Origin of the sequence: Streptomyces lushanensis (assembly GCF_001700515.1) — a bacterium.
GTDB lineage: Bacteria > Actinomycetota > Actinomycetes > Streptomycetales > Streptomycetaceae > Streptomyces > Streptomyces lushanensis.
Window position 1 is genome coordinate 1 of sequence record NZ_MAUD01000251.1, and the last position, 14,017, is coordinate 14,017.

Here is a 14,017-nt window from a genome sequence, read left to right on the forward strand (position 1 = left end):
CGTATGAGCCTGGCCAGGCTCGCCGAGCTGCACGGTGTCGCCACCTCGTACGCACCGTCGCCGGGCGTCGGTGTCGCCGTCCCCGACACCACCGTCGTCTCGGTGCTGGCCGCGCTGGGTGTCGACGCGTCCACTCCTGAGGCGGTGGACGACGCGCTGAGCCGCGCCGAGTCCGCCGCCGCACGCCGTCTGCTGCCGCCGACCCTGGTCCTGTGGTCCGCCCGGGGCGCGCCGGAGGGCGCGGCCGGTACGGAGCCCGTGCCGCCGCCCGCCCTGGCCGCGCTTCCGGCCGGCTCGGTGCTCCGGGCCGAGACCGAGTGCGGGCGGTCGGTGGAGCTGCCGCCGCCGGGGCCCGGCGCGTCCGCCGCCTGGGCGGAGCTGCCGCTCGGCGTGCACCGGCTGACCGTCCGCGCGCCCGCCCTCGGTGACAGCCCCCTCCGTGCCGAGCAGGCCGTCCTCGTCGTCGCGCCCGACCGGGTGCCCGGTCCCGAAGGCCGTACCCATGGCTTTCTGGTGCAGCTCTACTCCCTGCTCTCGGGCCGCTCCTGGGGCATGGGCGACCTCGGTGACCTCGCCGAACTGGCCGCGTGGTCCGGGCGGTCGCTCGGCGCCGGGTTCGTCCAGATCAATCCGCTGCACGCCGCCGTACCGGGCACGCCCACCGATCCCTCGCCCTACCGCCCCTCCTCGCGCCGCTTCCCCGATCCGGTCCATCTGAGGATCGAGGCCGTCCCGGAGTACGCGTACGTCCGCGGCGCCGACCGTGAGCGGCTCGACGGGCTGGCCCAACGGGCCGCGGCCCTGCGGGAGTCCGTGCTCGACAGGACACCGGGCGGTGCGGTCACGCCGGGCGGTGCGGGCACCTCGGGCAGGGCCGCGCTGATCGACCGCGACGCCGTATGGGCGCTCAAACGGGCCGCCCTGGAGATCCTGTACACCGTCGAGCTCGGCCCCGGCCGCCGCGCCGAGTACTGCGACTTCCTGGCCGAGCAGGGCCGGGCCCTGGAGGACCACGCCACCTGGAACGCCCTCGCCGAGGTGCACGGCCCGCGCTGGCGCGAGTGGCCCGCCGGGCTGCGCGATCCGCGCTCCGCCGAGACGGCGGCGGCCCGGCGGCAGCTCCTCGACCGGGTCGACTTCCACAGCAGGCTCGCCTGGCTGACGGACGGACAGCTCGCCGCCGCCGACCGCGCGGCTGCGGACGCCGGTATGGCCGTGGGGATCGTCCACGACCTCGCCGTCGGCGTCCACCCGGACGGCGCCGACGCCTGGGCCCAGCAGGACGCCTTCGCCGCCGGAATGTCGGTCGGCGCTCCGCCGGACGCCTTCAACGCACTCGGCCAGGACTGGGGCCTGCCTCCGTGGCGCCCCGATGTGCTGGCCGCCTCCGGCTACGCGCCGTACCGAGGGCTGCTCAAGGGACTGCTGCGGCACGCGGGAGCGCTGCGGATCGACCATGTGATGGGCCTGTTCCGGCTCTGGTGGGTGCCCCGGGGCCAGGATCCCACCCGGGGAACGTATGTCCGGTACGACGCCGAGGCGATGCTCGCCGTGCTCGCCCTGGAGGCCCACCGCGCGGGCGCCGCCGTCATAGGGGAGGACCTGGGCACCGTCGAGCCCGGTGTACGGGAGGCGCTGGAGCGCCGCGGGGTGCTCGGCACATCCGTGTTCTGGTTCGAGCGCGACTGGGACGGTACGGGCGAGCCGCTGCCTCCCGAGGCGTGGCGCGAGGGCTGCGTGGCCACCGCCACCACCCATGATCTGCCGTCCACGGCGGCCCGGCTCACCGGCGAGCATGTGGAGCTGCGCCACCGGCTGGGGCTGCTCACCCGCCCGCTGGAGCGGGAGCAGTCGGCGGAGCAGGCCGAGGTCGCCGAGTGGCTCGGCTGTCTGACCAGGCTGGGGCTGCTGCCCGGAGGCGACGAGGAGGAGCAGATCCGCGCGGTGTACCGGTTTCTGCTGCGTACCCCGGCGCGGCTGGTCGGCGTCTGGCTGCCGGACACGGTGGGCGACCGCCGGCCGCAGAATCTGCCGGGCACCTGGGACCAGTACCCCAACTGGCGCCTGCCTGTCGCGGACGCCGAGGGCCGCCCGGTGACCCTGGAGGAGCTGGCCGCCTCGCCCCGGCTGCACACGCTGATGGCGTTGTTCCGTACCGACGGGACGCCCGGCGCGGCAGGCGGTACGGCACCCCCGCCCGCGCGGCCGGTGTAGGCGTTCGCTACGTTTGCACCGTGGACAAGAAGAACGCTCTGCGCGCCGGCGCCCTGGCGGCCGGTACGACGCTGATGATGCTGCTCATGTCGTCCCCGGCGCTCGCGCTCACCCGGGACGACGGCGACGATCCCGGCCCCGGCCTGAGCATCGCCGAGACGCTCGGTCTGTATGTGGCGGCCCCCCTGGTGATCTTCGGAGTCATCGCGGGCCTGGTCATGGTTCTCGACAAGTCCCACAAGCACGTCTGACCGCCGGGCCCCACCGCCCGGCGAAGGCGCCGCCCCGCACCGCCGAGTGCGCCGGGCGGCGCCTCCGCGCGTTTCGGGCCGTACGTACGGACGAGGGTCGAGCCCGTCCCGTCCGTACGGTGTGCGATCGGCCCGGCCGGGTCGGGCCGGCGGGTTCGGCCCGGCCGGTCACAGACCGCCCTTCTCCCGCTCTCCCACCCACTCCCACTCCTTCTTCCGCAGCCGTAGCCGCGTCCACTCCTCGGGTGCGAGCTGCTCCACCACCTCGGCCAGCGTCTCGCACGCCTCCTCGATCTTCGTGTGGACGTTCTTCTGCTCGGTGACGATCGCGGTCAGCAGCAGCGAGGTCAGTGCCAGGGATCCGTTGAACGCCTGAATGCTGATCATCCGCTCCAGCAGGGTGTGATGGGCGAACGCTCCCGCCGGGTCGGTGGTCTCCCAGATCGCCCTGAGGGAGACGAGCAGCGCGAACGGCGCGCTCCCGGCGAGATGGAAGCGCAGCGCCGCCCAGATCAGCACGGGAAAGACGAGGAAGAGCAGAGTGAAGGGAGTCACGGTGGCCAGCCGGGTCACCACGGCGGCGGTCACCACCAGCGCCGACGCCTCGGCCCACCGGTGGAAGCGCAGCGGCAGCCGCAGCCGGCACAGCAGAAGCAGAAAGGGAGTGACGAGCAGCACGCCCATCGCGTCGCCCGTCCACCACGCCAGCCAGGCCGTCCAGAACCCCACCGGCAGATCGCCGCTGACCAGCAGGATCACCGATCCCGTGGTAGCGCTGACCAGCATCCCGGCCAGTCCGCCCAGGAAGACCAGCGCCACCCCGTCCCGCAGCCGGTCCAGCTCGGTACGGAAACCCGCCTTCCGCAGGAGCAGCAGCGAGCAGAGCGGTGCCAGGGTGTTCCCGGCCAGGACCACGGTCTGGACCCCGTTCATGGAGCCGAGCGTCGTGATGTTGGCGAGGGCGCCCAGGGTGATCCCCGGCCAGACCCCGGGGCCCAGGAGGAGCAGGGCGGTCAGGGCGATCCCCGTGGACGGCCACAGGGGCGAGATGCCCGTGGCGTCGGCCCTCAGGACCTCTTTCTGGAGGCCGAACCACGCGCCCGCGTAGTAGGCGACGGCGAGGCCAAGGATCCGGAGGGCGGCCAGGGACAGACGTCGGAGTTCCTCGGTGCGCACCACAGCGGCCATCAGACATCGCGTCCCGTCCGGTCCGGCCGTGACACGCACTGCGGCGGCGCACCTGTCACCCGGTGCCGCGCGCGTGCTGCGGTGCGCGTGCTGCGGTGCGGTGCGGTGCGTATGCGTACGACGACGGGGGGCGGCCCGAGCCGTCTGCCGGGCCCGGGCCGCCCCACGTCCGGTCGTTACGCCGTGGCCGCCGCCTCGTCCGCCGCCTGGGCCCTCAGCGCGCGCTCGACGCCCGACCTCGACTCCGAGATCAGCCGGCGCAGCGCCGCGTTCGGGCCCGCCGAGGCGAGCCAGGCGTCGGTCGCGTCCAGCGTCGAACGGGTGACCTGGAGGGACGGGTAGAGACCGACCGCGATCTGCTGGGCCATCTCGTGGGAGCGGGACTCCCAGACCTCCGCGACCGCCGCGAAGAACTTCTCCGTGTACGGCGCCAGCAGCTCACGCTGGTCGGTCTGGACGAAGCCGCTGATCACCGCGTCCTGGAGCGCGTTCGGGAGCTTGTCGCTCTCCACCACCGAGGCCCATGCCTCCGCCTTGGCCTCCGGCAGCGGACGCGCCGAGCGCGCCGCCGCCGCGTGGCGCTCGCCCGCGGCCGTCCTGTCGCGCTCGTACTCGGCCGCGATCTCCTCCTCGTCGTGCAGACCCACCGCCGCCAGCCGCTGGACGAACGCCCAGCGCAGCTCGGTGTCGACGGCCAGGCCCTCGATCGTCTCCGTACCGTCGAGCAGGCCCTGGAGCAGATCGAGCTGCTGCGGTGTGCGCGCGGTCGCCGCGAACGCCCGTGCCCACGCGAGCTGGTGGTCGCCGCCGGGCTCGGCCGCGCGCAGATGCGCCAGTGTCGCGTCCGTCCACCGCGTGAGCCCGGCCTCGCGCCAGGCGGGCGCCGCGTACAGGTCGAGCGCCAGCTTCACCTGGCGGTGCAGCGACTGCACCACACCGATGTCCGACTCCTTCGCGATGCCGGAGAGCACCAGCTCCAGATAGTCGCGGGTGGCCAGCTCGCCGTCCCGTGTCATGTCCCACGCCGACGCCCAGCACAGCGCGCGCGGCAGCGACTCCGTGAAGTCGCCGAGATGCTCGGTGACGACCCGCAGCGACTCCTCGTCCAGCCGGACCTTCGCGTAGCTCAGATCGTCGTCGTTGAGCAGGACCACGGCGGGACGCGGCGTGCCGACGGGGAACGGTACGTCCGTGCTCGCGCCGTCCACGTCCAGCTCGATCCGGCTCGTCCGGACCAGCTTGCCGCTCCCGTCCAGGTCGTAGCAGCCGATCGCGATCCGGTGCGGGCGCAGCACCGGCTCTCCCTTTGCGCCCGAGGGCAGCGCGGGCGCCTCCTGCCGCACGGAGAAGGATGTGACATGGCCCGACGCGTCCAGCTCGATCTCCGGACGCAGGACATTGATGCCCGCCGTCTCCAGCCATGCCTTCGACCAGGTCTTCAGATCGCGCCCGGAGGTCTCCTCCAGCGCGCCCAGCAGATCGGCGAGCCGGGTGTTCCCGAACGCGTGCGCCTTGAAGTACGCCTGGACGCCGCGGAAGAACTCGTCCTGCCCGACATACGCGACGAGCTGCTTCAGTACGGACGCGCCCTTGGCGTAGGTGATGCCGTCGAAGTTGACCAGTACGTCGTCCAGATCACGGATGTCCGCCATGATCGGATGCGTGGAGGGCAGCTGGTCCTGGCGGTACGCCCAGGTCTTCATGGAGTTGGCGAACGTCGTCCAGGAGTGCGGCCACCGCGAGCCCGGCGCGTCGGACAGGCAGGCGATCGAGGTGTAGGTGGCGAACGACTCGTTCAGCCAGAGGTCGTTCCACCACTCCATGGTGACCAGATCGCCGAACCACATGTGCGCCAGCTCGTGCAGGATCGTCTCGGCCCGCGTCTCGTACGCCGCGTCCGTCACCTTCGAGCGGAAGACGTACTGGTCGCGGATGGTCACCGCGCCCGCGTTCTCCATCGCGCCCGCGTTGAACTCCGGCACGAAGAGCTGGTCGTACTTGGCGAAGGGGTAGTCGTAGTCGAACTTCTCCTGGAACCAGTCGAAGCCCTGCCGGGTGACCTCGAAGATCGCGTCCGAGTCCAGGTACTCGGCGAGCGAGGGACGGCAGTAGATGCCCAGCGGCACGGACTGCCCGTCCTTCTCGTAGGAGCTGTGCACCGAGTGGTACGGACCGACGATCAGCGCCGTGATGTACGACGAGATGCGCGGCGTCGGCTCGAAGCTCCAGACGTTCTCCTTGGGCTCCGGCGTCGGCGAGTTGGAGACGACGGTCCAGCCCTCCGGAGCCTTCACCGTGAAGCGGAAGGCCGCCTTGAGGTCCGGCTGCTCGAAGGAGGCGAAGACGCGCCGCGCGTCCGGCACCTCGAACTGCGTGTAGAGATAGGCCTGCTGGTCGACCGGATCGACGAAGCGGTGCAGGCCCTCGCCCGTGTTGGTGTACGCGCAGTCCGCGACGACCGTCAGCTCGTTCGGGCCCTCCTGCAGATGCGGCAGCGCGATCCGCGAGTCCCGGAAGACCGCGGCGACATCCAGCGCGGTGCCGTTCAGTACGACCTCGTGCACGGCGGGCGCCACCAGATCGATGAAGGTCTCCGCCCCGGCCTCCGCGCTCTCGAAGCGCACCGTGGTCACGGACCGGTAGGTACCGCCCTCCTGGGCGCCGCTGAGATCGAGGTCGATCCCGTACGAGTCAACGGTGAGCAGGCGCGCACGCCGCTGCGCCTCTTCACGGGTCAGATTTGTGCCTGGCACCCGGGTCATCTCCTCGGTATGTGACGTTTCCCGCCATCCTTCCACGCGGACCGGCCCGTACGCCCGGGAGTAATGGGGGTACGGCAGAGGGTGGCACGGTTGTTCCTACCCGGGTAGCATTTGCGGTATGAAGATCAGTGTGAGCCTTCCGGAGGAGGATGTCTCCTTCGTCGACCAGTACGCCGCCGCCTCGGAATCGGCGTCCCGTTCCGCGGTGATCCACGCCGCGATCGAGCTGCTGCGCGCCTCCCGGCTGGAGGAGGACTACGCCGCCGCGTTCGACGAGTGGGACGCGAGCGAGGACGCGGCCCTCTGGGAGCAGGCGGCCGGGGACGGGCTGGCCGATGCGCAGAGGTGACATCTTCCTGATCGACTTCGAGCCTGCGCGCGGAAGCGAGGCGAACAAGGCACGGCCCGCCGTCATCGTCTCCAACGACGCGGCCAACCGCTCCGCGGACCGGAGCGGCAAAGGAGTCGTGACGGTGGTCCCAGTCACCTCGAACACCTCCCGTGTCTTTCCCTTCCAGGTCGTCCTGCTGGCGGGGGAGTGCGGGCTGGCCAAGGACTCCAAGGCGCAGTGCGAGCAGGTGCGCGCGGTGTCGCCCGACCGTGTGCGGCAGCGGCTCGGCGCCGTACCGAAGCCGCGGATGACCGAACTCGACGCGGCGCTGCGGCGGCATCTGGCGCTGTGACCGGCGTGGACACCGGCCGCCCGTGCTCTCGGTGGCCCTTCTGATCACCGGTCACTTCGCCGCGTACACCTGCATACGCCCGGCCCTGGAGCGGGTGGCGGGGCTCGGCGCGGGCGCGGTCGGCTCGCTCCTGCCGGTGTACGGCGTCGCGGGGGTCGCGGGCACTTTCCTGGGCGGTGCCGCCGCCACCCGCGATCCGCGCCGGGCGCTGCCGGTCGTCTCGGCGGTGCCGGCGGGATCGGTACCGCCGAGCGTGCCCGCGGGCGGCTCGCTGCCCGCCGCGGCGGCCCTGCTCGTCGTCCGGGGACCGGCCTACGGCGGGGTCGCGGTCGGCGCGCGGAAGGCCGAGCCCGTCCGGCGACTGAGGACATCGAACGGGCCGTCCGGCGACTGAGGGGATGGAACACGGCCCGCCCCGCGACTGAGGACACTGAACGCGGCCCGTCCGGCGACGGAGAACGCGGCGGGGAGCCCCTCCGGCGAGCGGCGGCGTCCCCGTCCGTCAGCCGGTCAGCTCCGCCGCCACCAGCTCCGCGATCTGCACGGCGTTGAGCGCCGCGCCCTTGCGGAGGTTGTCGTTGGAGACGAAGAGCGACAGCCCGTTCTCCGCGGTCTCGTCCTCGCGGATCCGGCCCACGTACGAGGCGTCCCGGCCTGCCGCCTGGAGCGGCGTGGGAATCTCGGACAGCTCCACACCCGGCGCGTCCTTGAGCAGTTCGTACGCGCGCCCCACACCGAGCGGACGCGCGAAGCGGGCGTTGATCTGGAGCGAGTGGCCCGTGAAGACCGGCACCCGGACACAGGTCCCGGAGACCTTCAGCTCCGGGATCTCCAGGATCTTGCGCGACTCGTGGCGGAGCTTCTGCTCCTCGTCGGTCTCGAAGGAGCCGTCGTCCACCAGATTGCCCGCGAGCGGCACCACGTTGAAGGCGATCGGCCGCCGGTAGACGACGGGCTCCGGGAAGTCGACGGCCCCGCCGTCGTGGGTGAGGCGGTCCGCCTCGTCGACGACCTTCCGCGCCTGGCCGTGCAGCTCGGCGACCCCGGCGAGACCGGAGCCCGAGACGGCCTGATAGGTGGCGGTGACCAGCGCGGTCAGCCCGGCCTCCGCGTGCAGCGGGCGCAGCACGGGCATGGCGGCCATCGTGGTGCAGTTCGGGTTGGCGATGATGCCCTTGGGACGGTTCCCGATCGCGTGCGCGTTGACCTCGGAGACGACCAGCGGCACCTCGGGGTCGCGGCGCCAGGCGGAGGAGTTGTCGATCACGACGGCGCCCTGGGCGGCGACCTTCTCGGCGAGCGCCTTCGAGGTGGCGCCACCGGCCGAGAAGAGCACGATGTCGAGCCCGGTGTAGTCGGCCGTGGAGGCGTCCTCGACCGTGATCGCCCGGCCCCGCCACTCGACGGCGGAGCCCGCGGACCGGGCGGAGGCGAAGAGCCGCAGTTCGGCGACGGGGAAGTTCCGCTCGGCCAGGACGCTGCGCATGACCGTGCCGACCTGACCGGTGGCTCCGACGATTCCGACCTTCACTGGGGCTCCTCACTCGCGACTGTCCCGGGGAACGCGTTCCCCATCATGCGTCTGTCCCGGGCCGGGTTGTCCAATCCATTGTCCAAAGGACGGAACGAGGAGGGGTCCGGACACCGAAGGGGCGGGCGTCCGCGTGGACGCCCGCCCCCCCATTACCGCACGAGTTACGGCGTGACGCTCTCGATGATCACACTGCCGGTGCCCGCGGCCGTACCGCGCGCGTTCAGCAGCTGCACCTCACCGAAGAACTGCCGGCCCTCCGGCGCCGCGCTCTGCACCAGCACCTCGGCCGCGACCTGCGCCGACGCACCGCTGTCGAGCTTGATCGCACCGTTGGCGCTGATCGTGCCGAGCGAGTCCGCGTAGTACACGTCGCGGTAGTCGTACGCCGTGGTCCCGGCCGGGACCGAGTAGGCGTCGACGAGGGCCGTGTACGTACCGGCGGCCGGGTTGGTCAGGCTGACCGTCTCGTCCGCGCTGGCGCTCGTGGAGGAGCCGATCAGCACACCGTTCCGGTAGACCAGCAGGTCCAGGTCGGCGCCGTTGTCCGAGGCACCGCCGATGGTGAAGTCGAGCTTCTTGACTCCCGCACCGATGGTGACCGTGGACTCGATCTGGTCGCCGTCCGCGATCGTCGGGCGCGTGACCTTCGCCGAGCCCAGCGAACCGCCGCCGAGCTTGCCGTCGATGGCGGCGGCGCTGTTGGTGACCTTCCACTCGACCGGGGCGGGGGTGCCGACCTTGGCCGAGGGGATCGTGGTGACCGCCGGCTCGAAGACGGTGCCGAGGATCGACACGTCCAGCTTGTACGGGTTGTCGAGCAGCGGCGACGTACGGCGCGACTCGACCTCGATCTCCCAGACGCCGGGCTGCGGGTTCTGGTACGACCGCAGATCCGGGCGGCAGGTGTTGCTCGGGTTGTTGTAGTTCGGGTAGCAGAAGATCGTGGAGCTGTCCTCCATCGCCACACCGTACGGGTGGATGGAGATGAACCGGGTCTGGCTGTCCTTGGCCAGCCCGCCCAGCGCCACTTCCAGCGTCTTCGCGCCCGCGGGCACCGTCAGGAAGTACGACTTCGAGCTGTTGCGCTGCACGGTGTCGGACGCCGAGAAGGCGTACGAGGGCTTGTCCACCGGCTTCGAGACGACCACGGTGGCGAGGATCTGCTTGTCCACACCCTCCGAGTCACGGTCGTCCACCTCCAGGATGGCGCTGTGCACACCGGCGGAACCGGGCTTCGCCTCCACGGCGACCGTGACCGGCTCGTTCAGCGGCAGCTCCACCCGGTGGCTGCCGAGCAGCCGGAAGGTGTCGTCGTTGTACTTCCAGTCCAGCCGGTGCTCCACCGGGCCCGCCGGGCCGGTGGTCCGGGTGATGGTGATGTCGTACTTCCTGCTCTGGCCGGCCTGGAGGCCGCCCTCGCGGTCGTACAGACCCGTGCCGAAGCCCGGGGTCTTCAGGAACTCGTCGATCGCGGTGTCGACCGGGGCCTTCACCGCGTACTCGTACGAGCTGGTGTCGCGCTGGATGGCCTTCCACGCCGCCACGACGTCGATCAGACCCGCGCCCTGCTCATGGGCCTGGAGACCGTCGATCTCCTCGGCGGTGCTGGTGAGCGCCGTCCGCAGCTTGGCCGGGGTGAGGTCGATGTGCTTCTGCTTGGCGGCCGAGATCAGCAGCGCGCTCGCGCCCGCCGCCTGCGGCGAGGCCATCGAGGTGCCCTGGAGCATGGTGTAGCCGGGCGGCAGCGAGTAGCCCGCCTCGGCGACCGGGCTGCCGGGCGCCCAGGTCTGCGTGCTGTTGATGGCCGCGCCCGGGGCGGTCAGGGTCGGCGTGAAGCCGCCGTCCTCGCGCGGGCCGCGGGAGGAGAAGGGAAGCAGCCCGTACTTCTTCGTCACACCGGAGCCGTAGTTGGCGGCCCAGGTCTCCTTGGAGATCGACGCGGCGACGGAGATGACCTTGTCGGCCAGGGCCGGGTCGCTGATGGTGTTGGTGCCGGGGCCGTCGTTGCCGGCCGAGATCACCAGCTGCACGCCGTAGGTGTCGATGAGCCGCGTGTACAGCTCGGCACGGGCGTTGTTGCCGTCGTTCAGCGGGGGCAGACCGCCGATCGACATGTTGACGATGTCGACACCGCGGTTGACGACGAGGTCGATCATGCCCTCGGTCAGCGCGATGCTGGTGCAGCCGCCGCTCCAGGAGCAGGCGCGCGAGGACACCAGCTTGGCGCCGGGAGCGGCACCGCTCATCTTGCCGCCGAAGAGCCCGTTGGCGGCGGTGATACCGGCGACGTGCGAACCGTGCGCGCCCTCGATGACACCGATGCTGACGAAGTCGGAGGTCGCGCCGGACGCGTTGTAGACGACGTTCTTGCGGATCTCGACCACGAACGGAATGCGCTCGGCCACCGGGGTGGCCGGGTTGTCCGTACCGAAATAGCCGACCTGGAAGCCGTCCTTGTACGGCTTCATCGCCACGTCGTTGGTGAAGTCGCCGTCGTTGTTCAGATCCACGCGGACGGTTCCGGCGGCCGGGTCGTAGAGCACGCCCCAGACATCGGTGGTGTCACCGTCACGGTTGAGGTCGCCCGCCATCTCGCCGCCGAGCGTGGCGTTCTCACGGAACAGGTTGAACTTGTACGAGCCGGCCGCGGCCGTCCACGTACGTCCGCCCGCCGTGAACGACGGGCCCGACACCGCGGCGTTCATGATGCGCCAGGTGCCGTCGCTGTCGGCGACCGGGTCCGTGGCCGTCACCCAGTCGACGATCTTGCGCTCGCCGGTGGTGGTCTTCTGGAGCGCGGGATGGCCGAGGTCGACGCCCGAGTCCAGGATGCCGATGGTGACACCGCGGCCGTCGGCCGTCGGGTTCTTCCTGACGAAGTCGACCGCACCCGTCTCGAAGGACGGGTTGTACGGGTTCTCCGCCGGCGTGCTGCTGTCCGGCCCCGGGTACTTCCCGGGCTCCGAAGCCTTGACCGAGCCCTTCGAGCTCTGGTCCGCGTCCGCCGCGGGCCTCGGGTCGTCGAGCTTGATCTCCTGGTTGAGATCGATGCCGTGGACGGAGGAGAGCTTCTGGGCCGCCCTGATCGCCGCGTCCGCCTTGGCGGTGGGGAGCGTCGCCCGTACGTAGCCGAGCTTGTCGTACGTCGTGCCGACCACGGCGCCGGGGACGGCGTCGAGCTGGGCGGCGACCTGCTCGGTCGCCCCGGGAGCGGTGGCGACCATCAGGGATATGTTCTTCTCGCCCGCGGCCTCGGCCTTGGCGAGCAGATCCGCGTCGGCCGACCCCAGCTTGTCTGAGGACGACTTGACGGGAGCGGGGGCGGCCGGGTCGTCGGCGCCAGTGGCGGAGAAAGCGGGCACCGCACCGGAGGCGATCAGCGCGGCCACCAGGCCGGCCGCGGCCGCGACCCTGGCCACGCGTCTCGGTCCGGATATGGAGCGCTCGGATTCGGAGGTCATCAGCATCCCTGCTTGTGAAAGAGACAGTCCGGATTTCGGTACCGGATGACCGCTCAGCTTTTCCTAAGTGACAGGGGTTTGTGGAGAGCTGTCAGGGACGCATTTCGGTCATGGCGTACATCCGCCACTGCGGCGATCGCGCCAACAAGGACCAATCGGGCACATCCTCCGGAGCCCCGGATCTCGTCGCCCTCCTGGTTCTACCCTCGCGGGATGAACCAGGAGCTACGAGTGGCCGCCTACGCCGTGTGCGTTCAGGGTGAACAGATCCTTCTCGCACGGTGGGTGGCCCGCGACGGCACCAAACGCTGGACGCTCCCCGGTGGCGGCATGGACCACGGCGAGGACCCCATCGACACGGCGGTCCGCGAGGTCGAGGAGGAGACCGGGTACGCGGCCGAGATGACGGCGCTCCTCGGTGTGGACTCCATCCGCCGCCACTATCCGCGCAAACTGGGCAGCTTCGCGGACTTCCAGGGTCTGCGGATCATCTACGAGGCCCGGATCACCGGCGGTTCACTGCGCCCGGAGACCGACGGCTCCACCGATCTGGCCGCCTGGTGTCCCCTCGACACGGTCCGGGACCTGGACCGCGTCGAACTCGTCGACACCGGTCTGGGACTGTGGCGCGAGCGACCGGCGCTCGGCCGCTTCCCGGCGGACGGCTGAAAGTAAGTCAACCCGTTCCGGGCGGAAAACCCTTTCGCCGCTTCGGGCGTCCTGCCTGCCGATCGCATCGGTACAACAGGGGAGTTCACATGGCAGTACGTACGGTCCGGACCGCGCTCACCGGCACACTCGCGGCGGCGGCCCTCGCGAGCACCGCCCTGGTCGCGCCCTCCGTGGCGAGCACGGCTCCGGACAGAACCGCCACCGGCCACCGCGCCATCCAGGAGGCCCTCGACGCCGCCGTCGAGGAAGGCGTACCGGGAGCGCTGGCCCGCGCCGACGGCCGCGAGGGCACGTGGAACGGCGCCTCGGGCGTCGCGGACCGTACCACCGGCCGGCCGCGCCTTCCGCAGGACCGTTTCCGCGTCGGGTCCATCACCAAGACCTTCGTCGCCACGGTGCTGCTCCAGCTGGAGGCGGAGGGCACGGTCGACCTGGACGACACCGTCGACAGCGTGCTGCCCGGCGTGGTGCGCGGCAACGGCCACGACGGGCGCAGGATCACGCTGCGCCAGCTCCTCAACCACACCAGCGGTGTCTTCAACTACACCCGCGACGAGGGGCTCCAGCAGAAGATCTTCGGGGACGGCTTCCTCGAGCACCGCTACGACACGTGGAAGCCCGCCGAGCTGGTCGACATCGCCCTGGCCCACCGGCCCGAGTTCGCGCCCGGCACAGGCTGGAGCTACTCCAACACGAACTTCATCCTCGCCGGGATGGCCGTCGAGAAACTGACCGGCCGCCCGTACGCCACCGAGATCGAGCGCCGGATCCTGCGGCCCCTGGGGCTGCGCGCCACCACCGTCCCGGCCACCGACCCCCGGATGCCCCGGCCGGCGGGCCGCGCCTACTCGACCCTCTCCCCGGACCCGGCGGCGCCGGTCCACGACGTCACCGAACTCAATCCGTCGGTGGCGGGGGCGGCGGGCGGGATGATCTCCAATGCGGCGGACCTGAACCGTTTCTACGGCGCGCTGATGAAGGGCAAGCTGCTGCCGAGGCAGCAGCTCAAGGAGATGAGGACGACGGTCTCGATGGGCGACGAGGCCCCGCCGACCCACCGCTACGGGCTCGGTCTCCAAGTCCAGGAGCTCTCCTGCGGCGAGACGGTGTGGGGGCACGGGGGCGGGATCAACGGGTCCGCGTCGGGCGCGGTGACGACGGCGGACGGCAGGCATTCGCTGTCGCTGAACTTCAACGGGGACTGGACGGGGGACGGGGGAGCGGTGGTCGAGGCCGAGTTCTGCGGCTAGGC

General features: G+C 71.3%; 11 protein-coding genes. 7 read left to right on the forward strand and 4 right to left on the reverse strand.

The features are described from left to right. Window positions 1-3: 3 nt before the first annotated feature. A complete protein-coding gene (gene malQ, locus BFF77_RS20660) occupies window positions 4-2,214 on the forward strand; it encodes a 4-alpha-glucanotransferase (protein WP_066952117.1) in 2,211 nt (736 codons plus the stop codon). A 20-nt stretch (window positions 2,215-2,234) separates the two neighbouring features. Continuing rightward, window positions 2,235-2,465, forward strand: a complete 231-nt coding sequence (locus BFF77_RS20665) for a hypothetical protein (protein WP_066952119.1) — start codon at window positions 2,235-2,237, stop codon at window positions 2,463-2,465. A gap of 168 nt (window positions 2,466-2,633) precedes the next feature. On the opposite strand, the gene BFF77_RS20670 is transcribed toward BFF77_RS20665, so the two are convergent. Beyond that, window positions 2,634-3,653 carry an MASE1 domain-containing protein gene (locus tag BFF77_RS20670; RefSeq protein WP_211280285.1) on the reverse strand — a complete coding sequence of 340 codons (1,020 nt, stop codon included), beginning with the start codon at window positions 3,651-3,653 and terminating at the stop codon, window positions 2,634-2,636. Window positions 3,654-3,829: 176 nt separating this feature from the next. Beyond that, window positions 3,830-6,406 carry an aminopeptidase N gene (gene pepN / locus BFF77_RS20675; protein WP_066952135.1) on the reverse strand — a complete coding sequence of 859 codons (2,577 nt, stop codon included), beginning with the start codon at window positions 6,404-6,406 and terminating at the stop codon, window positions 3,830-3,832. Between the two features lie 127 nt (window positions 6,407-6,533). Here pepN and BFF77_RS20680 point away from each other — a divergent pair, with 127 nt between their 5' ends. The 3 genes from BFF77_RS20680 to BFF77_RS20690 are packed head-to-tail and all read left to right on the forward strand — an operon-like array spanning window position 6,534 to window position 7,492. Beyond that, complete coding sequence (locus tag BFF77_RS20680; RefSeq protein ID WP_066952123.1) at window positions 6,534-6,764, forward strand: ribbon-helix-helix protein, CopG family; 231 nt, start codon at window positions 6,534-6,536, stop codon at window positions 6,762-6,764. Continuing rightward, window positions 6,751-7,098 (forward strand): type II toxin-antitoxin system PemK/MazF family toxin, encoded by a 348-nt coding sequence (locus tag BFF77_RS20685; protein ID WP_066952125.1) that lies wholly within the window; start codon window positions 6,751-6,753, stop codon window positions 7,096-7,098. The genes BFF77_RS20680 and BFF77_RS20685 overlap by 14 nt, the downstream gene beginning before the upstream one ends. A 31-nt stretch (window positions 7,099-7,129) precedes the next feature. After that, window positions 7,130-7,492: an MFS transporter gene (locus BFF77_RS20690; RefSeq protein WP_141698480.1), complete on the forward strand. Its 363-nt coding sequence runs from the start codon at window positions 7,130-7,132 to the stop codon at window positions 7,490-7,492. Window positions 7,493-7,600: 108 nt separating this feature from the next. On the opposite strand, the gene BFF77_RS20695 is transcribed toward BFF77_RS20690, so the two are convergent. Then, window positions 7,601-8,629 carry an aspartate-semialdehyde dehydrogenase gene (locus BFF77_RS20695; protein WP_066952130.1) on the reverse strand — a complete coding sequence of 343 codons (1,029 nt, stop codon included), beginning with the start codon at window positions 8,627-8,629 and terminating at the stop codon, window positions 7,601-7,603. A 164-nt stretch (window positions 8,630-8,793) separates the two neighbouring features. Beyond that, complete coding sequence (locus BFF77_RS20700; RefSeq protein ID WP_211280286.1) at window positions 8,794-12,099, reverse strand: S8 family serine peptidase; 3,306 nt, start codon at window positions 12,097-12,099, stop codon at window positions 8,794-8,796. 207 nt (window positions 12,100-12,306) lie between these two features. Here BFF77_RS20700 and BFF77_RS20705 point away from each other — a divergent pair, with 207 nt between their 5' ends. Next, window positions 12,307-12,762: an NUDIX hydrolase gene (locus tag BFF77_RS20705; RefSeq protein WP_066952131.1), complete on the forward strand. Its 456-nt coding sequence runs from the start codon at window positions 12,307-12,309 to the stop codon at window positions 12,760-12,762. Window positions 12,763-12,851: 89 nt separating this feature from the next. Further along, a complete protein-coding gene (locus BFF77_RS20710; protein ID WP_066952133.1) occupies window positions 12,852-14,015 on the forward strand; it encodes a serine hydrolase domain-containing protein in 1,164 nt (387 codons plus the stop codon). The last annotated feature ends 2 nt before the right edge of the window (window positions 14,016-14,017 follow it).